The sequence below is a fragment of the Kribbella sp. NPDC058245 genome (assembly GCF_042882005.1).
Lineage (GTDB): Bacteria > Actinomycetota > Actinomycetes > Propionibacteriales > Kribbellaceae > Kribbella.
Genome location: NZ_JBHVWY010000012.1, coordinates 166,209 through 185,111 on the forward strand (window position 1 = coordinate 166,209; position 18,903 = coordinate 185,111).

16 protein-coding genes are annotated in these 18,903 nt (G+C 67.4%); 10 read left to right on the forward strand and 6 right to left on the reverse strand.

The features are described from left to right. Positions 1-86 precede the first annotated feature (86 nt). The gene (locus ACFVWG_RS26900) at positions 87-1,514 is read left to right on the forward strand and encodes a M28 family metallopeptidase (RefSeq protein WP_391546186.1); all 1,428 of its coding nucleotides are present in this window, start codon (positions 87-89) and stop codon (positions 1,512-1,514) included. An 11-nt stretch (positions 1,515-1,525) separates the two neighbouring features. On the opposite strand, the gene ACFVWG_RS26905 is transcribed toward ACFVWG_RS26900, so the two are convergent. From ACFVWG_RS26905 to ACFVWG_RS26915, 3 genes are read right to left on the reverse strand one after another with little or no spacing between them, the layout of a single operon-like run. Further along, on the reverse strand, positions 1,526-2,029 hold the full coding sequence (locus tag ACFVWG_RS26905) for a hypothetical protein (RefSeq protein WP_391546187.1): 504 nt from the start codon (positions 2,027-2,029) through the stop codon (positions 1,526-1,528). A gap of 55 nt (positions 2,030-2,084) precedes the next feature. Then, on the reverse strand, positions 2,085-3,224 hold the full coding sequence (locus ACFVWG_RS26910; protein WP_391546188.1) for a phosphotransferase: 1,140 nt from the start codon (positions 3,222-3,224) through the stop codon (positions 2,085-2,087). A 48-nt stretch (positions 3,225-3,272) separates the two neighbouring features. Then, positions 3,273-3,965, reverse strand: a complete 693-nt coding sequence (locus ACFVWG_RS26915) for a hemolysin III family protein (protein ID WP_391546189.1) — start codon at positions 3,963-3,965, stop codon at positions 3,273-3,275. A gap of 232 nt (positions 3,966-4,197) precedes the next feature. Here ACFVWG_RS26915 and ACFVWG_RS26920 point away from each other — a divergent pair, with 232 nt between their 5' ends. The 4 genes from ACFVWG_RS26920 to ACFVWG_RS26935 all read left to right on the forward strand — a co-directional run bounded on the left by ACFVWG_RS26920 (position 4,198) and on the right by ACFVWG_RS26935 (position 11,217). Then, complete coding sequence (locus ACFVWG_RS26920) at positions 4,198-4,977, forward strand: isoprenyl transferase (protein WP_391546190.1); 780 nt, start codon at positions 4,198-4,200, stop codon at positions 4,975-4,977. A 152-nt stretch (positions 4,978-5,129) separates the two neighbouring features. Then, on the forward strand, positions 5,130-8,582 hold the full coding sequence (locus ACFVWG_RS26925) for a phosphocholine-specific phospholipase C (protein ID WP_391546191.1): 3,453 nt from the start codon (positions 5,130-5,132) through the stop codon (positions 8,580-8,582). 423 nt (positions 8,583-9,005) lie between these two features. Then, a complete protein-coding gene (locus ACFVWG_RS26930; protein ID WP_391546192.1) occupies positions 9,006-10,340 on the forward strand; it encodes a PhoH family protein in 1,335 nt (444 codons plus the stop codon). Positions 10,341-10,533: 193 nt separating this feature from the next. After that, a complete protein-coding gene (locus ACFVWG_RS26935) occupies positions 10,534-11,217 on the forward strand; it encodes a hypothetical protein (RefSeq protein WP_391546193.1) in 684 nt (227 codons plus the stop codon). Positions 11,218-11,266: 49 nt separating this feature from the next. Here the strand turns inward: ACFVWG_RS26935 and ACFVWG_RS26940 are convergent, their stop codons facing one another. Further along, positions 11,267-12,829, reverse strand: coding sequence for an alpha-L-fucosidase (locus ACFVWG_RS26940; RefSeq protein ID WP_391546194.1), 1,563 nt, complete (start codon positions 12,827-12,829; stop codon positions 11,267-11,269). 117 nt (positions 12,830-12,946) lie between these two features. On the opposite strand from ACFVWG_RS26940, the gene ACFVWG_RS26945 reads away from it, so the two are divergent. Both ACFVWG_RS26945 and ACFVWG_RS26950 read left to right on the forward strand, forming a co-directional pair. Beyond that, positions 12,947-14,185 carry a sensor histidine kinase gene (locus ACFVWG_RS26945; RefSeq protein ID WP_391546195.1) on the forward strand — a complete coding sequence of 413 codons (1,239 nt, stop codon included), beginning with the start codon at positions 12,947-12,949 and terminating at the stop codon, positions 14,183-14,185. Positions 14,186-14,189: 4 nt separating this feature from the next. Continuing rightward, positions 14,190-14,852: a response regulator gene (locus tag ACFVWG_RS26950; protein WP_391546196.1), complete on the forward strand. Its 663-nt coding sequence runs from the start codon at positions 14,190-14,192 to the stop codon at positions 14,850-14,852. 112 nt (positions 14,853-14,964) lie between these two features. On the opposite strand, the gene ACFVWG_RS26955 is transcribed toward ACFVWG_RS26950, so the two are convergent. Beyond that, entirely contained in the window at positions 14,965-15,309 is a 345-nt protein-coding gene (locus ACFVWG_RS26955) for a hypothetical protein (protein ID WP_391546197.1), read from the reverse strand. A gap of 30 nt (positions 15,310-15,339) precedes the next feature. After that, positions 15,340-15,852 (reverse strand): hypothetical protein, encoded by a 513-nt coding sequence (locus ACFVWG_RS26960; protein ID WP_391546198.1) that lies wholly within the window; start codon positions 15,850-15,852, stop codon positions 15,340-15,342. A 375-nt stretch (positions 15,853-16,227) separates the two neighbouring features. Here ACFVWG_RS26960 and ACFVWG_RS26965 point away from each other — a divergent pair, with 375 nt between their 5' ends. Genes ACFVWG_RS26965 through ACFVWG_RS26975 form a run of 3 tightly spaced genes read left to right on the forward strand, consistent with a single transcriptional unit; the run spans position 16,228 to position 18,831 of the window. After that, on the forward strand, positions 16,228-16,773 hold the full coding sequence (locus ACFVWG_RS26965; RefSeq protein ID WP_391546199.1) for a spermidine synthase: 546 nt from the start codon (positions 16,228-16,230) through the stop codon (positions 16,771-16,773). Positions 16,774-16,783: 10 nt separating this feature from the next. Beyond that, positions 16,784-18,184 (forward strand): class II fumarate hydratase, encoded by a 1,401-nt coding sequence (locus tag ACFVWG_RS26970; RefSeq protein ID WP_391546200.1) that lies wholly within the window; start codon positions 16,784-16,786, stop codon positions 18,182-18,184. Beyond that, positions 18,181-18,831: a DUF402 domain-containing protein gene (locus ACFVWG_RS26975; RefSeq protein WP_391546201.1), complete on the forward strand. Its 651-nt coding sequence runs from the start codon at positions 18,181-18,183 to the stop codon at positions 18,829-18,831. Before ACFVWG_RS26970 ends, ACFVWG_RS26975 begins: the two co-directional genes overlap by 4 nt. Positions 18,832-18,903: the final 72 nt, after the last annotated feature.

An 18,903-nucleotide genomic window follows, 5' to 3' on the forward strand; every position in this document is an offset into this window, starting at 1 on the left:
GTAGTCATTGACACTCGAGGTCCGGGGGCGGGCCATGCCCGTGGCTCGCCCCCGGACCTTCTCTTGTAAGCAAGGAGAAAGTCCCCATGCGTAGATCCTTGTCTGCAGCCGCTCTCGGCCTCGCACTCGCCGCCGGTGCGCTTGTCGTTCCTGGCTCCCCTTCCTTCGCCACCGCCGCAGTTGTCGACCCGGACATCTCGGCGACCAACACCAAGGCGCACCTGGACCAGTTCCAGACCATTGCCAACAACAACGGTGGCAACCGCTACACCGGTCGCACCGGCTACAAGGCCTCCGCCGACTGGGTGAAGGCCAAACTCGACGCGGCCGGCTTCACCACCACGTTGCAGTCGTTCTCCACCTCGGCCGGTACGTCGTACAACGTGATCGCCGAATGGCCGTTCGGCGACGCGAACCACGTCGTGATGACCGGCTCGCACCTGGACAGCGTCAGTGCCGGTCCGGGCATCAACGACAACGGTTCGGGGAGCGCGGGCGTCCTGGAGACCGCACTCACCTACGCCGCCAGCGGCCAGACGCCCAAGAACCGGCTGCGCTTCGGTTTTTGGGGTGCCGAGGAGCTCGGGCTCCTCGGGTCCAAGTACTACGTGAACAACCTGCCGGCCGCCGAGCGGGACAAGATCGAGCTCTACCTGAACTTCGACATGATCGCGTCGCCGAACCCCGGCTACTTCATCTATGACGACAACGCGGCCGGCAACGAGGCCCGGGACGAACTCAAGACGTACTTCACCAGCAAGAACGTGCAGACGGAGTACATCGACGTTCAGGGCCGGTCCGACCATGCGGCCTTCCGCTCGCTCGGCCTCCCGACCGCCGGTACCTTCTCCGGTGCCGAGGAGATCAAGACCTCGGCCCAGGCGACCAAGTGGGGCGGTCAGGCGAACGTTGCCTTCGACAAGTGTTACCACAGCGCCTGTGACACCAACACCAACCTGGACCTGACGTCGCTGGATCGCCAGATCGATGCCATCGGCCACATGGTGTGGAACTACGCGCAGAAGGACTACGGCAGCGGTCCGCCTCCTGGTGGGTCGAACCTGCTCGTCAACCCGGGCTTCGAGTCCGGTGCCGTGAACTGGACCGGTACGTCGGGTGTCGTCACGAACTCGACGTCGAAGCCGGCCCGGACCGGGACCTGGAAGGCGTGGCTGCAGGGCAACGGCAGCACCAGCACCGAGAACACCGGTCAGTCGGTGGCGATCCCGGCCGCGGCGACGGCGGCGACGCTGTCGTTCTGGGTCCGGATCGACACCGCCGAGACCACCACCTCGACGGTCTACGACACGTTGAAGGTGCAGGTGGTCGACGGCAGCACGACGACCACGCTGGCGACGTACTCGAACCTGAACAAGAACACGACGTACACGGAGAAGACCTTCAACCTCCTTGCCTACAAGGGGAAGACGGTCACCGTGAAGTTCCTCGGTGCCGAAGACTCGTCGCTGCAGACCAGCTTCGTTGTCGACGACACCGCCGTCACCGTTCCCTAACTGTGTCTTCTCTATAGCGGCTTGCAGAGATTCCCGGGGGGAATCTTGGCCTCGGTGAGCAGCTTGCCCACCGGGGCCACCAGCGGCTGGAGCAACGGGTCGTCGAGCCGGGCGACCTTGCCGTTCGCGGTGACCGCGATGACCATGTCGTCAGGGTGCCGCGCGGTCGGCTTGACCACGGCCAGGCTGGCCCAATCGACCTGCTGAGCTGCTGACGCGAGGGGTGTCAGCAGTGTCGGGTCGAGCTTGCAGCGGACCGTCTCCTTGCCGCGTGAACTCACCGTGGCGTTGCCGTCGGCGTCGACCAGCACCTGGTCGTCGAAGCCGGCGAAGCCGCCCTTGCGAGTGACCGTCATCGGCAGTCCGACTCCGACCGGCGTCGACTCGGTCACCGACGGCGTACTGGGCGTGGGTGTGGTCGCCGGTGCACCACCGGCGCTGGACTCGTCACCGCATCCGCTCAGAACCAGTCCAGCGAGGGCGGCGACCGCTGTGTACCTCAGTAGGTTCTTCACGTAACAGGGATACCCGATCGCCCTCGGTTCGTTGCACCCGAAACACGACTGAGATCTAAACGACTGTTGAGACCAGGTCTACGAGTACTCGGGTGAGGCGTACGCGCTGCTCGAAGAGCTCCTGGGTGACGGGATCAGTCGGCTTGGTGATCTCCTCCAGTGGCAACGCGGTGAACGTCGCCCGCGCGCACAGTGAGCCCAGGTAGCCGTACAGCACCTGCTCCTCGCTCACCTCAAGGCCTTCCTCGGCGATACCCGCCAGAAACGCCTTGAGGATCACCTTGTGCACGGCCGGTACCGCCTCTGGTGAGAGCTCACCTGCGTGCGCCAAACCGATCAGCAGCTGTCCCAGGTCGAAGCCGACCGCTTGTGGGCAGTCGAAGCCCCAGTCGATCACCACGAACTCATCTGGCGAGCCCTGCGGTACCAGAAGGTTCTGCGGACTCGCATCCCCGTGCTGATAGCACTGCGGCAGTGCGTCGAGTGCATCCAGTACGGCGGGCAGTCGCGCGCTCAGCGCCAGGAGATCCTCCCGCAGGGTGTGATCACCCAGGTTGCTGACCGCAGCCGCGAGCATGGGGTGTTTCCACGTCTCCGGATCGGCAATGGCCGGTACGGCGTTCATCATCACGCGCCCGCCGGTGTAGTACCGCAGCGCGATGCCCGGCGTGCTCACATTGCCGCGGGGGAGTAGCGGCTCGACCAGATGCGTCTGGCGACGGGCCGACAGCCGGCCGAGCAGGTACGCCGCTCGCTCGAACCGCGAGATCGGCCATGGCCCCGGCTCCGGGGTGACGTTCTCCATCCACAGGGTGCCGCGATCGTCGTCGTACAGGTCGACGCGGTAGAGCTTCGGAAGGCGCATACCGTCCGGGAGCAGGCTCGCGACGCCACTGCGGTGGACGGCGATCTCCAGCTCCCAGGGGAGGTTCTGGACGAACGCCTCCCGGAACGCCTCCGGCACCATCGCCATGTGGGCCCAGTGCCGGGCGGACTGGAGTTTCTTCACGAAACAGGACCAGGTGGCACCGTCCGCCGTACCGAAGACGCGGTACAGGCCCTCGGTGCTCGGAGTGCCGATCGGGTAGTCGACGACCTCGACCCGCACGTCCTCGATGCGTGCGGTGGGTACTCCGGCGACGGTCCGGCCCAGTTCGGTCAGCTCGTCAGCGGTCAGTGCGTCCAGAATGCTCATACCTCAGAGTCGCGCGCGACCCTTCAGCCAGCCTTCAGACGCGCACAATCAGGACTGGTACGTCACGATGCTGACGGCGATGTAGTGGCAGATGAACGCGGCCACGGTCAACGCGTGGAAGATCTCGTGGAAGCCGAACCAGCGCGGGGACGGGTTCGGGCGCTTGGTGCCGTAGATCACCGCGCCGACCGAGTAGAGCAGGCCACCGACCGCGATCAGCGTGACGACCGCCGCACCGCCCTGGTGGTAGATGTCGCCCATCCAGAACACCGCGACCCAGCCCATGGCCAGGTAGATCGGGGTGTAGAGCCAGCGCGGTGCGCCGACCCAGAAGACCCGGAACAGGATGCCCAGCGTGGCGCCGCCCCAGACCAGACTGAGCATCAGGATGCGGTCCTTGCCGCTCAGCAGCAGCATGCCCAGCGGCGTGTAGGTGCCGGCGATCAGCAGGAAGATGTTGCTGTGATCCAGCCGGCGCAGGATCGCCTCACCGGTCGCACCCCAGTAGAAGCGGTGGTAGAGCGCGGAGATGCCGAACAGCAGCATCGCGCCGACCGTGTAGACGGCGGCGGCCCAGCGCGCGTTCGCGTGCGGTGCCAGGCAGATCAGCACGATGCCGCCGGCCGTGGCCAGCGGGAAGGTGCCGGCGTGCAGCCAGCCGCGCAGCTTCGGTTTGAGGGGGCCGAGCCGGCCGGACAGGCCGTGACCGGCTTCCTGGGGCTGTGTGCTGGAAGTGGTCATCGCCGTCCTCTCCTGGTGCTGGGCGGTCTGCGTATGAGCTTACCTACGCAACCGTAACCTACGGAACCGTAGGTCCAATCCTCCCGAAGAATGAAATGTAGGCGAAGTCACCACCTCCGCGCACTTCCTCCCGTGTCTACGATGCCACCGGCAAGTGAAAAGTTGGGCCTCTCTTTCGGTGCGGGTTCTGGGCTAGCCTCGGGGTGAGGAAGTTGGAGGCGAAGACCTGCTCATGCAGACACCCGGCAAGCAAAAGCTGCGCGACGCGCTGATGATGATCTATGAACGCCGTGTGCAGCGTTCGCTGCCGCCGGAGCGAATTCCGCGGCATATCGGCGTCATCATCGACGGGAATCGGCGGTGGGCCCGCTCGGCCGGCAACCCCGTGTCGCACGGCCACGAGGCCGGGGCGAGCAAGATCACCGAGTTCCTGCACTGGTGTGACGACGTCGGCGTCAAGGTCGTCACGGTCTGGATGCTGTCCACCGACAACCTGACCCGGCCGGCCGACGAGCTGGAGCCGTTGCTGCGGATCATCGAGCAGGCGGTCGACGAGCTGAAGGCGATCGGCCGCTGGCGGATCCACCCGGTCGGCGCCCTGGACCTGCTGCCGAGCGCGACCGCCGAGACGCTCAAGCGGGCCGAGACCGCCACCCAGGACGTCGACGGCATGCTCGTCAACGTCGCAGTCGGGTACGGCGGCCGCCGCGAACTCGCCGATGCCGTCCGCTCGCTGTTGCTCGAGGAGGCCGCCCAGGGCATCTCGATCGAGGAGCTGGCCGAGCGCGTCGATGTCGAGCACATCGCCCGGCACCTCTACACGAAGGGCCAGCCGGACCCGGACCTGGTCATCCGGACGTCGGGGGAGCAGCGCCTCGGTGGCTTCCTGCTCTGGCAGAGCGCGCTGAGCGAGTTCTACTTCTGTGAAGCCCTCTGGCCGGACTTCCGGCACGTCGACTTCCTGCGCGCGGTCCGCAGCTACGCCCAGCGCGAGCGCCGCTTCGGGACCTAGGACTAGACAAAACTGACATTGGTCCGGACCATTTAACGAGTTGTCCGGACCAATTTCCCTGCCGTGGCCCCCTGCTGTTCACGGCAGGTTCGCCTGCGCTGCTCACGCTCCGGACGGAACCACAGATCTGTCCAGAGATCGGAGAAGCCCGGATGACCACCGTTTCCCGCCGTACGGTGCTCGGGGGTGCCGTCGGCGCCGCCGTACTGGCTGCCCTGCCGCCCAGCCTCCAGCAGGCCCTCGCCGCCCCCGCGCGGCCCGGCCGGCTTCAGGACATCGAGCACGTGGTGATCTTCATGCAGGAGAACCGCGCGTTCGACCACTACTTCGGAACCGCCGCCGGGGTGCGCGGTTTCGGTGACCGCACCGCCGTCCGCGGTGTCAACGGCCTGCCGGTCGGCTTCCAGCCGGACCCGTCGCGGCCCGAGGGCTGGCTGGCGCCGTTCAGCATGAACGCCGCGCACACCAACGCCTACCGTCAGGGTGCGCCCGACTTCGGCTACGCGACCTCGATGGGCGCCCGCGCGGACGGCATCGCCGACGGGTACGTGACCCGGCGCAGCGGTGGCTGGCTCGGTCAGGGGTACTACGAGCCTGCTGACATGCCGTTCTACAACGCGCTGACCTCGACGTTCACCGTCTGCGACGCCTACCACTGCTCGATGGAGACCAGCACCAACCCGAACCGCGAGCACTTCATGACCGGCACCAGCGGCGGTACCGTCCGCGACCTGCCGGTCTTCGACAACACCGAGATCACCGGCGGGTACGAATGGACGACGTACGCCGAGCGTCTCGAGGCCGCCGGGATCAGCTGGAAGACCTACCAGGCGCTGGACAACTTCGACGACAACGCCCTGGCCTGGTTCAAGCCGTTCGCGCAGGCGAAGCCGGGCTCGTCGCTGTACGAGCGCGGGATGCGGATGGTCGGCGACGGCAGTCAGGAAGGCGACCCGTTCGCCATGGGCGACGCCCTGGTCAAGGAGTTCGCCGCTGACGTCAAGGCCGACCGCCTGCCGCAGGTGTCCTGGCTGGTCGCACCGGCCGCGCTGTCCGAGCACGCCAACTACGCACCGCCGAACGGTGAGCACCTGACCGCACAGCTGCTGTCCACGCTGGCGGACAACCCGGCGGTCTGGGCCAAGACGGCGTTCATCCTGAACTACGACGAGCACGGTGGCTTCTTCGACCACGACCTGCCGCCCGTGCCGCCACTGGCCAACGGCCGGGGCAAGAGCACGGTGAGCACCGACGGTGAGCTCGTTGTCCGCATCACTACCGCCAACGGCGGCACGGGCTATCGGCTGGTCAACCAGCGCGGCCAGTACCGCGTGAGGGGCGCGGACGGTCGACTCAGCTGGTCGGACACGCTCCCTGCCGGTGAGACCAAGGCATCGGGCCCGTCCTCACTCGGACTCGGCATCCGAGTGCCGATGATCGTGGTGTCGCCGTGGAGTCGCGGCGGTGCGGTCGACTCGACCGTCTACGACCACACGTCGGTCATCCAGTTCCTGGAACGGCGGTTCGGCGTTCAAGAACCCAACATCAGCGCGTGGCGCCGGGCGATCACCGGTGACCTGGTGTCGGCGTTCGACTTCTCCGGTGAGGAGCCGGCCTGGCCGGAACTGCCGGACACCAGTGGCAACCGCAAGAAGGCCGACGACGCTGCGACGCGACCTGCGCCGACTGTGCCCGAGCCGCAGGTGCTGCCGCGACAGCAGCGCGGTACCAAGACCATGCGGCCGCTCCCGTACGCCGTCTCGCTGACCAGCCGGATCCGCCGTGGCTCGGTACAGCTCGGCCTCGGCAACGACGGTGCGCAGGCTGCGGTGCTGTCGGTCTACCCGGAGCCCGGTGTCGCGCCGCGCAACTACACGATCGGCTCCCGCGAGCACGTCTCCGACGAGTGGTCGTACGGCAGCGCAGGCTTCGACCTGCGCATCCACGGCCCTGCTGGAACGCTCTGGCACCTGCGTGGTCGTGACGGCGACCTGAACGCTGAGCTGAACGCCAAAGCCAGCGTGATGCTCGTGAAGCTCACCAACGGCACGCGCCGCAGCCAGACCTTCCAGGTCGGCGACCTCGCGTACGGCGAAGGCATCCGCGAGGTCCACGTCCCTGCGGGTCAGTTCCGCGAGGTGCCGGTCCGCATCAACACCCACGGCTGGTACGACGTCGCAGTCACGGCCGGCGCGGACGCGTACTTCCTGCGCCGTCGCGCCGGTCGTGTTCCGTCGCTCCGAGCCGGCAAGACCGACCCGGCACTCGGACTGCCCGAGCCGCTGCTCACCTGGATCACCCTGCCCGCGCCGCCGACCGGAGACCGGCTGAGTATCGTCCCCGGTCGCCCGACCTTGCTGACGGCCCACCTGGCCGCCGAGTCGAAGGTGACCGGCCTGCACGCGGTGCTCGATGCACCGGCTGGCTGGACGGCACAGGTGGTCGACGCGACACCGGCAACGCTCACGGCCGGTCAGACGACGACTGCGACCTGGCTGGTGACCGCTCCGGCCGGTACGACGGATCAGGATGTACGGCGGGTCCGCGTCCTGCTGCAAGGACGTTCAGGCGATCGGTTGGTGATCACCGAGGGTGCCGCGATTCCGCGGGTCGCGCCGGTGGTGGGAATCGCGCTCGCGCTCGCCAAGCCGTCGCCCACGATCGACGACGCCGTGATCCTGCCGGGTAAGGCCACCACGCTGACCGCGAAGCTCACTGCAGCCGACGACCTCACCGCAGTGACGGCAGCACTCGACGTACCGGCTGGTTGGGCGGTGAAGGTGCTCACTGCGGCACCTGCGTCGATGAGTGTCGGTCAGAGCGCTACTGCGTCGTGGGAGGTGACTGCACCGGCCGGGCTGACCAGTGCGGACCCGCGGACGCTGAAGGTCGCCGTACGGGGCACAGTGCATCAGCAGGTCACGGCCGAGGCGACGGTCACTCCGCTGGTGGCTCCGGTGATGACTGGGCACCTGCTGGACGAGGACTTCGAGTCGTTGGCCGACAAGCTGCAGGTTGCTGCTCAGCGTCCCGCACCGGCTGGCCTGCTCGGGTGGACGCTGACTCCGCCGAGCGGGTGGTCTGTGGTGAACGCTCCGGGCATGCCGCAGGGTCCGAAGGACCTGCAGGGCTGGACGTTCATGACCAAGCGGATGCACAGCACAGGTGGTCAGGACCGCGACCTGTTCAAGCTAGGTCTCGGCGTACTGGCTGTTGCGGATCCTGACGACTGGGACGACCTCGATGGTGCGTCCGGGCGCGGTGCGTTCGACTCGACGCTGGTGTCGCCGGCCGTCGCACTCCCGGCGGTTACGTCGAAGCTGTACCTGGTCTTCGACTCGCACTACCGCCAGGAGGCGCCGCAGAAGGTGCTGGTGACGGCCACCTTCGACACCGGTACCCCGGTGGATCTCCTGCGGTACAGCAGCGACGCCACTGGCAACGACAACGCTGGTGGGGATGTGGAGAACAAGGAGATCCGCAAGGAGTTCGCCGTACCGGCTGGTGCGACTGCCGTGACCCTACGGTTCCGGATTTATGACGCGCGCAACAACTGGTACTGGGCGGTCGACAACATCAGGCTGGACGGGCGACCGATCAGCTGAGCGTCCACACCGTCGTACAGAAACGACCACAAGGCTGTTGCGCAGCCCACCAGGACCGGCCAGTTCTTCCGCATGTCACGAGGGTCGGCCGCGACACCGTCGCAGCGGATCACTCGGCGGGGTGAACCGGCTCCCCCGGGTGTGGGGAAGGTGTAACACCCTGTTAACCCCGGGGACGGGCGTGTCGGGCTGCGGGGTTTGCAGGACCCTCCTACTCTGACAGAGACAGTCGGAGGGGAAGCCGGCTGTTACGGGAGGTGCGATCAGCTTGAGAATCGTTCGCCAGCCGGATGCCCCTTGCAGGGGTAGAACGGAGTACCCGAGACGCTCTGTCTCGATCCGGCTGATCCCCGACTCCCGGTCCAACACCTAACACTGGTGGGCCGGGCGTGGTGCACGTCGCGGCCCGAGAGGACGTGCGACATGGCTGCCACCCACGCCAAGGCGTCAAGTACCTCATCCACACCGGAACAGCGCACTTTTGTGCTGGACACTTCGGTGCTTCTGTCGGACCCGCACGCGATGCTGCGGTTCGACGAGCACGAGGTGGTCGTCCCGGTGGTCGTCGTCACCGAATTGGAGGCCAAACGGCATCATCCCGAGCTCGGCTACTTCGCTCGCACCGCATTACGCCTGCTCGACGAGCTCAGGATTCAGCACGGACGTCTGGACGCACCCCTGCCAGTGGGGGAGAACGGTGGAAGCCTGCGGGTCGAACTGAACCACACCGACCCCGAAAGCCTGCCGGCCGGTTTCCGGCTCGGCGACAACGACAGCCGCATCCTCGCGGTCGCGTGCAACTTCAAGGCCGAGGGCCGCGACGTCACGCTGGTCTCCAAGGACCTGCCGATGCGCGTGAAGGCCTCGGCCTGCGGTCTGGTGGCCGAGGAGTACCGCGCGGAGATCACGTTCGAGTCCGGCTGGACCGGGATGGCCGAGCTCGAGGTCGAGACCGCGGTGGTCGACGACCTGTACGAGGAAGGCGTGCTGGAGCTTCAGCAGGCCGGTGAGTTCCCGACCCACACCGGGCTGGTGCTGCTGTCCGACCGGGGCAGTGCGCTCGGCCGGGTGATGCCGGACAAGCGGGTCCGGCTGGTCCGCGGCGATCGCGAGGCCTTCGGGATCCGCGGCCGGTCGGCCGAGCAGCGGGTCGCGCTCGACCTCCTGCTCGACCCGGACGTCGGGATCGTCTCGCTCGGCGGTCGCGCGGGGACGGGCAAGTCAGCGCTCGCGCTGTGCGCCGGTCTGGAGGCGGTGATGGAGCGCCGCCAGCACAAGAAGGTGGTTGTCTTCCGGCCGCTCTTCGCGGTCGGCGGCCAGGAGCTCGGCTACCTGCCGGGCAGCGAGTCGGAGAAGATGCAGCCGTGGGCACAGGCGGTCTTCGACACGCTGGGCGCGTTGGCCGGTGGTGACGTGATCGACGAGGTGCTGGACCGCGGCATGCTCGAGGTGCTGCCGCTGACCCACATCCGCGGCCGGTCACTGCACGACGCGTTCGTGATCGTCGACGAGGCGCAGTCGCTGGAGCGCAACGTGCTCCTCACCGTGCTGTCCCGGGTCGGCGCGAACTCGCGAGTCGTGCTCACCCACGACGTGGCCCAGCGGGACAACCTCCGGGTCGGCCGGCACGACGGCGTGGTGGCGGTGGTCGAGCAGCTCAAGGGCCACCCGCTGTTCGCGCACGTCACGCTCACCCGCTCGGAGCGCTCGCCGATCGCCGCGCTGGTCACCGAGATGCTCGACGACCTGCAGATCTGACTGACGTGTAAGGAGTCATGGTGAGCTTCGCTCATCACTATCTGTAAAGCACGCGTAAGACTTCGTCCGCCACGGCGCGGTCGCCCCTGCGGCGGCCGCGCCGTCGCTCGTGACCTGCTTGTGATCACGCTCGGTTTAGGCCAAAGTATGGTTCTGTTGCAGCCGACGGGGGTCGGGTTTCTCGGAAGGAAAGATGAAAGCGAAGCGCTCCGTCGCGGCTCTCTCAGTGGCAGGGATCGCCGTGGTCACCGTGGTAGCAGGGATCGACCTCTTCAGCGCCGGCAGCAGTTCGGCCTCCGGCCGCGCCGAGCTCGCCGTGATGAACAGCGAGAAGGCCCAGGCGGTCAAGCAGCCGACGCAGAAGATCCTGACCGCGCAGGAACAGGCCGAAGAGGCCATCCGGATCCGGAACCAGGTCGAGGCCCAGGCGCAGGAGATGAAGGCTTCCCAGGATGCCGCTGAGCGCGAGCTGGTGGCCAAGAACGCTGCCCTCAAGCGCTACCAGGCGCTGCAGAAGACGGACCGCAGTTCGCGCGAGGAGCGCGCCAGCCGGGACGCCGAGCGGAAGAAGTTCGAGGGCACCCCCAAGCAGATCGCGATGAACCTGCTGCCCGACCACGGCTGGAGCCAGGGCCAGTTCAGCTGCCTGGAGAAGCTGTGGAACAAGGAGTCGCGCTGGAACCCCCGCGCCGACAACCCGACCTCCTCGGCGTACGGCATCGCCCAGGCCCTCCCGGGCAACCGGATGGCCGCCTACGGCGCCGACTGGCGGACCAACCCTGTCGTCCAGATCAAGTGGGGCCTCGACTACATCGAGGTCCGCTACGGCTCCCCCTGCTCCGCCTGGAGCCACTCCCAGGCCAAGGGCTGGTACTAACCCCTAACGTCCGAACACCCGCAGTACGTGGTCGGCGTGTTTTCGGACGCTAGGAGATTTTCAGCCGGTAGACGGGCGCGTAGGAGCCGTCTGCACCTTTCAGTGTGGTGTTGCCGCCGGTTGCTGTGACTGCAACAGCAGCCGGTACGCCGAGGTGCGTGGCCGGGCCCTTGAGCGTGACCCCCTGGATGACGATGTCGCCCTTCGGCTTTCCGAGGACGGTGGCGTAGAGGTCACCACCGCGCTGTGTGAACGTCACGGTGTCACCGGCCGCCGTCTTGGCGGACGACTGCGTCCACGGCCGCGTCCCGTCGTACGCCTCCCGGTTCGTCTTGAGCCAGGCGCCGATGTCGGTCAGCCGGCTCAGCTGCGCCGGTACGATCTCGCCCGCGCCGCCGCTCGGTCCGACGTTCAGCAGGAACGCACCGTTGTTGGCACTTGCCTTCGCCAGTTCGCCGATCAGCTCGGGCGACTTGGTGTAATCGGCCTCGCCCTCGTTGCGGTTGTAGCCGAACGACCCGCCGATCCCGCGGTCCTGCTGCCAGAACTTGGTCTGGATCGAGTCGAAGCCGGCGTACTCCGGAGTCCTGAAGTCGCTGTGCGGCACCTCCTGCGGCGTACTGATGCTGTCGGCCGCATCCGGGAGCTTGAGCAGCCCGTGCATCAGCTGATCGAACACCCAGCGCATCGGCTTCGGACTCATGAATTGCCGGCCGAGCGACGCCGTGGTCAGCCGATCGTCGATGACGCCCTCAGGGACGGTGTTGTAGTAGTCCGCGATCACGGCGTACAGGCGCTTGGAACCGGTCGGCCAGGAGATGTCGTTCCAGAGGATGTCCGGCTTGTACCTGTTGATCAGCTCGCGCACCTGGGCGACGGCGTACTGGCGGTAGTCCTCGCCGTAGTGCAGGAACGAGTAGTCGCCCAGTGTGTTGACCCGCTTGGTCTGGAAGGTCCAATCGACCCCACCGGAGTAGTACATGCCGAACTTCAGCCCCTGCTTGCGTACGGCGGTCGCCAGCTCACCCATGAGATCCCGCTGCGCGTGGAAGTCCGGTGCGTGCGGATTGCGCACCTGCGTCGGCCACATCGAGTACCCATCGGCGTACTTCGCCGTCACCACGATGTACGACGCCCCGGCCGCCTTGAACTGTGCAGCCCACCGATCGGGGTCCCACTGGGCGAGTCCGGCATCGAACTGCTTGGTGAAGTCGCTGTACGGCGCATCTCCGTAGTGCTCGCGGTGATAGACCCCGGTCGGCGACTCTGGGTCCTTCATCGAGTTCGCGTAATCCTCGGCGTACGGGTTGTGCGTCATCGCATGCCCGTACTCGGTCGCGAGCAGCTGCGGAAACGTCTTGCCCTTCGGTGCGAACCCAGGAACCGAGTAGAGCCCCCAGTGGATCATCACCCCGAATTTCGCGTCCTGGAACCACTTCGGCAACGGATGCTTCTTCAGCGACTCGAGATCGGCCGTGTAGGGACCCGTCGTCGTCAGCTCCGCCTTGCGGTCGTCCTGCCACGTCCAGACCTTCGACGACACCACGAACGCCAGCACCAGCACGATGACCAAGGCAACAAACCGCAGGACGAACTTCCCGAGCCGCTTCATGCCGCCAACTCTGCCCGGATCACCCGGTACGGCGGATCCGTCGGTAGCAGCCTTTGTCGAGACTGCCGGTGGATCGCAACCTCCACCGAAAGTCGCTGACGGGATACCGTCGGTCGGGTGCAGAGTACGCCGGGGTTCCTTGCCACGCTGATCGCGCCGGGGTCGCGGGCCGCTCCCGGGTACGGACGACGCACGCCGCGCGACCGCGTGGTCGATGTCGTGGTGGTGCTGCTCGGGTTCCTGCTGAGTCTGTTCACGCTCGGGGGCACGTCGCACCTGGGCTGGTTCGATCTGGGCCTCGCCAGCACCGGCCCGCCGCCACGCTTCGGTCCGTTGCCGGTCTGGCTGGAACTCGGGTTCGCGCTCGCCGGAGCGCTCGCGCTGCTGTTACGGCGGCGTTGGCCGGTCGCGTTGATGCTGGTGATGATCGTGGTCTCGACGGCGATTCCGTCCGTGGGTGGTTCGGCCGGAATCGCATTGTTCAGCGTTGCCGTCCATCGTCGGCCAGCGGTCAGCCTGTCGCTCGGCGCGGTCGCGGTGGCCTCGGGCCTGGTGCAGTTCTGGCTCTATCCGGTGCTGAAGGCTCCGAACGCTTACCCGATCGCGGTCGCCCTGACTGGGCTGGCCTGTCTCGCGATCGTTGCCTGGGGCATCGTCGTACGGACTCGTCGGCAGTTGATGGCTTCCCTGACCGAGCGGGCGGTTCGGGCGGAGACTGAGCAGCAGTTGCGGGTTGAGCAGGGACAGCGGCAGGAGCGCGAGCGGATCGCCCGGGAGATGCACGACGCGCTCGGGCACCGATTGTCGTTGCTGAGCGTCCATGCCGGTGCGCTGGAGTTCCGTCCGGACATGCCGGCCGACGAGCTGTCGCGGGCGGCCGGGGTGATCCGGACCAGCGCCCGCGACTGCGTCGAAGACCTGCGCGAGATCGTCGGCGTACTGCGCTCGCACGACGTCTTGGACGGCCCGCGTCGCGGCATCGCCGAACTGGATGAGCTGGTGACCGAATCCCAGGAGGCGGGGATGGTGCTGAACCTGACCGTCCACGTGCAGCTGGCCGACGTACCGGATGTGATTGGTCGGCACGCTTATCGGATCGTCCAGGAGGGGCTCACGAACGCCCGTAAGCATGCACCGCACCAGCCCGTCCGACTCACGGTCAGCGGTGGGCCGGGGGATGGGCTGACGGTCGAGCTGGTCAACCGGCTCGAGCCCGGTGCCGGTGGGCCGGGGTCGCGGGTCGGCCTGATCGGGCTGACCGAACGAGCGGCGCTGGCGGGTGGGCGGATCGAGTACGGGTCGACCGCCGAGGGTGACTTCCGGTTGGCGGCCTGGCTGCCGTGGACCCTACGATGACCGCGTGAGTTCTCCCGTCCGGCTGCTCCTGGTGGACGACGACCCGCTTGTCCGCGCCGGCCTGGCCAGCATGCTGGGCGGAACTCCCTCGCTGGACCTCGTCGGCCAGGCCAGCAACGGCCGGGAAGCGGTCGACGCGGTCCGCGACCTGCACCCGGACGTCGTACTGATGGACATCGGCATGCCCGTCCTCGACGGAGTCGCCGCCACCGCCGCCATCCGCGCCGACTCACCCGCGCCCGAAGTCATCATGCTCACCACGTTCGGCTCCGACGACTACCTCCTCCGCGCCCTCCGCGCCGGCGCCGCTGGATATTTGCTGAAGGACGCCGCCCCCGTAGAGATCGTGACCGCGATCCTCAAGGTCGCCGCCGGCGAACCCGTCCTCTCCCCCCGATCCACCCGCCAACTCATGTCCCACGCAGCCGACACCGACCACGACACCCGCCGTACGACGGCCCTTGCGGCTCTCAACGCCTTGACCGATCGCGAGCGCGACGTCGTACAAGCCATCGCCGAAGGCAAGTCCAACGCCGAGATCGCCGACGCCCTCCACCTGGGCGTAGCCACCGTAAAAACCCACCTGGCCAACGCGCTGGTGAAGCTCCACCTCACCAACCGAATCCAGCTAGCCCTCCTAGCCCACGACGCCAACCCCCACCCCTAACGTCCGAACGGATGCAGTACCTCGTCGGCGTGTATTCGGACGCAAGGAGAAGTTGTTCACCAGCGTCCGAACAGGAGCAGTACGTGGTCGGCGTGTATTCGGACGCAAGGAATCAGCCGCGCCATCCGGCGGACCGGAGGAGGCGCGCGACCTGGGACATGTAGTGGTCGGGGGACAGCCGGAGGCCGATCACGGGGATCCGGAGAACGCGAGAGCGGTCGATGGTGAGCTCGTTCTGGCGGCTGGCATCGGCCAGGGCTTGTGCGGCTTCCAGGTGGTGCAGACCTTCGATCTCGACCACCGCGTTGTACGGCGTCCACTCGTTGTCGAGGTACCAGACGCCGTCCGGTCCACGTCGCCGTGTCTGCCGATCTGGTTCCGGCAGACCGTACTCTCGGCAGAGCCTGGCGAAGTCGAGCTCTCCGACCGACTGCGCACCGGCCGAAACATCGCGCAAGGTCGTCGCGATGAACGTGCGGCGGGGATGTCAGCGTACGGTCGAGAAGGCCTCGGCGATGGACTCACTGGTGGCCAGGCGCTGTTGGACAGTCGCCGCAAGCACAAACGCGGCCTGCCGATCCGAACGCGCCCACAGTGCAGCCCGGACGGCGGCTACCGGTGGTCGGGTGCGTGGCAACCCACCCTCGACGAGGTCGTCCGGTCGCCGTCGGCGAGTCTCGTGGACGACCACGCCTGACGGCCGACGTGGCTGCGCGGACTTCGGTACCGAGACGTGGAGTACGTCGTCGAACCCGCGCAATCCCGCCGCTTGTAAGGCTGTCGAGCCGTCGAGAGCTGCGCCAGAGCCGACCTCGAACGTGGCCGACCACCAGAGCGCGCATTCGCCCAACGATCCGGTGGTGGTCGAGATGGTTTGCCGACCGAACCGCGCCCATCGCCGAGCCCGCAGTTCGGCCACGACCTCCCACCGCCGCATGCCCAGCGCCGCCAACTGAGCCCGGGACACCACACCGCCCTGCCGGGTGGCAACCGCTCCCACCTCAGGCTCCCACCACCTCCGCCGCAACCACCTCCTGCACTCCGCGCACCGCCCACACCGCTCAACCCCCGCACACCTCGTCATGCCACTCATACCTTCAACATGCAGCGAACGCACCCCCTGCGCCGCGCCCACTTTCCACCTGTGGATATCTCCAACGTCCGAAAACTCGCCGACCATGCACTGCGCGCGTTCGGACGTTGGGGGATCACCGCATTTAGCGTCCGAATACACGCCGACCACGTACTGCGGTCTTTCGGACGTTGGGATGATGTGGGGGTGGAGATTGCGCGGGCGGTTAGTGAGCGGGGGGAGTTGGTGTTGCGGCGGCGGGGGGATGGGGCGCTGGAGCTGCGGGTCAACGGGGTGTTTGTGATGGATGACGTGGAGACGTCTAGCGAGGAGCTGCTGGCGTCGGCGGCGTTGGCGGCGGTACGGCGGCCGGAGCGGGTGCTCGTGGGTGGGTTGGGGCTCGGGTACACGGTGCGGGCGTTGTTGCGTGATGTTCGTCTCGGCGCGGTGGTGGTGGCGGAGATCGAGCCGGACCTGGTGGAGTGGACGCGGGCCGGGTTGGTGCCGTCGGTGCTGGACGATCCGCGGGTGTCGGTTGAGGTGGGGGACGTGCGGGCGGTGATCGCGGCGGCCGAGTTGGCGTCGTACGACGCGATCTTGCTGGATGTGGACAACGGGCCGGACTTCCTTGTGTACAACGAGAATTCGGCCATCTATGCCGCTGACTTCCTGAGCGTCTGCCGGGATCGGCTAAGGACCGGCGGAGTGTTGACGGTGTGGTCGTCGTCGGAATCACCCGCGCTGGCCGGTGCGGTGGAAGTGGTCTTCGGGGCATGCCAGGTGACGCCTGTACCGGTCAAGCTGCAGGGGCGGGAGGAGCTCTACTACGTCTACCAAGGGGCGACGTAGGCTGGCTGGTATGGGTGAAGACGTGGAATACCGGATCGAGCACGACACGATGGGCGAGGTCAAGGTCCCCAAGAACGCGCTGTGGCGGGCACAGACCCAGCGCGCGGTGGAGAACTTCCCGATCTCCGGCCGGCCGCTGGCTCCGGAGCTGGTGCACGCCCTCGCGCAGATCAAGGCCTCGGCGGCCGTGGTGAACGCCGAGCTCGGCGTACTGGACGCGGAGCGGGCCGCGGCGATCGTGGCCGCCGCCGATCGGGTGACCGCGGGGGAGTACGACGCGGAGTTCCCGATCGACGTGTTCCAGACCGGCTCCGGTACGTCGACCAACATGAACGTGAACGAGGTCCTGGCCACGCTGGCGACCCAGGCGGGGGTGGACGTCCACCCGAACGACCACGTCAACGCCTCGCAGTCGAGCAACGACACCTTCCCGTCGGCGATCCACGTCGCGGCGACGGCCGGTGTCGTCCACGAGCTGCTGCCGGCGCTCGACGTACTGGTGGAATCGCTGTCGCGTAAGGGCACCGAGTTCGCCGAGGTGGTGAAGTCGGGACGCACGCACCTGATGGACGCGACGCCGGTGACGCTCGGGCAGGAGTTCAACGGCTATGCCCAGCAGGTACGGCGGGGCGCGGAGCGCGTGCGGTCGTCCCTGTCACGGGTGTCCGAGCTGCCGCTGGGTGGTACCGCGGTCGGGACCGGGATCAACACGCCGCCTGGGTTCGCCGGTCTGGTGATCACGGAGCTGAACCGTCGTACCGGGCTGTCGTTGACCGAGGCTGAAGATCACTTTGAAGCGCAGGGCGCTCGGGACGGGCTGGTTGAGCTGTCGGGGCAGCTGAAGACGATCGCGGTCAGCCTGACGAAGATCTGTAACGACCTGCGCTGGATGGGTTCCGGGCCGCGCGCCGGGCTCGGCGAGATCGCGCTGCCGGACCTGCAGCCGGGGTCGAGCATCATGCCGGGCAAGGTGAACCCGGTGATCTGCGAGGCCACATTGATGGTCGCCGCCCAGGTGATCGGCAACGACACCACGATCACCGTGGCCGGTGCCGGCGGCAACTTCGAGCTGAACGTGATGCTGCCGGTGATCGCGCGCAACCTGCTCGAGTCGATCACCCTGCTCAGCAACGCCTCCCGCCTGCTCGCTGAGCGCTGCGTCGACGGCATCACGGCGAACGTCGACCACGCCCGGGCGCTGGCCGAGTCGTCCCCGTCGATCGTGACACCGCTGAACCGCTACATCGGCTACGAGAACGCGGCCGCCGTCGCGAAGAGCGCCCTCAAGCAGGGCAAGACGATCCGCGAGGTCGTCATCGAGAACGGCCATGTGGAGAAGGGCGATCTGACCGAAGAGCAGTTGGACGCGGCCCTCGACGTCCTGTCCATGACCCGCCCGGCGGCGTCGTGAGCTACTGGACACCCGGAACCGTCATCGAGTGGGAATACGCCAACCGCCTGACCGATCAGCCCACCGTGCGCCCGATGACGGTCGTCCGCGACGATGCCGACGGCCTGGTCGCCTGGCTGGCCCCGCAGACCCCGATCCTCAAAACAGTCCTGACTGACGGCCGGGAACTCCGTGAGGCCGGCCCGATCGGCATGTTCACCGAGCCTCGGGTGCTGAAGCTGGACGTCTGGCACGGCACCGGCATCCTCAAGGTCGCGCCGGCCGGCAAGCCCTGGTCCATCTGGTACTTCTGGTCGGCCACCGGCTCCTTCAACGGCTGGTACGTCAACCTTGAGGCACCCCACGTCCGGGAGGATCGCCGTACCATCACCGAGGACCGCGTCCTCGACCTGTGGATCACCCCCGACCGCGGCATCCACTGGAAGGACGAGGACGAACTCGAAGGCGCCGTCACCGCCGGCCGGTTCACCCAGGCCGAAGCTGACGCGATCATCGCCACCGCCCACGACGCCATAGCCGAGATCCACGCCTGGACCGCCCCGTTCAGCGACAACTGGCAGTCCTGGACCCCGCCGGCCGACTGGCCCCTCCCAGCCGCTCCCGCCGGACACCAACCCACCATCATCGCCGACGAGCTAGCCAGCTGAAGCGGACCGCCACCACTCACCAACCCCCAGGAGAGACCCACCCAGCTACTGCGCTGAGCGCGGGAGCCGGGC

Excerpts from the sequence above, each read along its gene's own strand:
- ACFVWG_RS26900 (WP_391546186.1), top strand. The coding sequence starts at position 87 with ATGCGTAGATCCTTGTCTGCAGCCGCTCTCGGCCTCGCACTCGCCGCC.
- ACFVWG_RS26910 (WP_391546188.1), bottom strand. The coding sequence starts at position 3,224 with ATGAGCATTCTGGACGCACTGACCGCTGACGAGCTGACCGAACTGGGC.
- ACFVWG_RS26915 (WP_391546189.1), bottom strand. The coding sequence starts at position 3,965 with ATGACCACTTCCAGCACACAGCCCCAGGAAGCCGGTCACGGCCTGTCC.
- ACFVWG_RS26920 (WP_391546190.1), top strand. The coding sequence starts at position 4,198 with ATGCAGACACCCGGCAAGCAAAAGCTGCGCGACGCGCTGATGATGATC.
- ACFVWG_RS26925 (WP_391546191.1), top strand. The coding sequence starts at position 5,130 with ATGACCACCGTTTCCCGCCGTACGGTGCTCGGGGGTGCCGTCGGCGCC.
- ACFVWG_RS26930 (WP_391546192.1), top strand. The coding sequence starts at position 9,006 with ATGGCTGCCACCCACGCCAAGGCGTCAAGTACCTCATCCACACCGGAA.
- ACFVWG_RS26935 (WP_391546193.1), top strand. The coding sequence starts at position 10,534 with ATGAAAGCGAAGCGCTCCGTCGCGGCTCTCTCAGTGGCAGGGATCGCC.
- ACFVWG_RS26940 (WP_391546194.1), bottom strand. The coding sequence starts at position 12,829 with ATGAAGCGGCTCGGGAAGTTCGTCCTGCGGTTTGTTGCCTTGGTCATC.
- ACFVWG_RS26965 (WP_391546199.1), top strand. The coding sequence starts at position 16,228 with ATGGATGACGTGGAGACGTCTAGCGAGGAGCTGCTGGCGTCGGCGGCG.
- ACFVWG_RS26970 (WP_391546200.1), top strand. The coding sequence starts at position 16,784 with ATGGGTGAAGACGTGGAATACCGGATCGAGCACGACACGATGGGCGAG.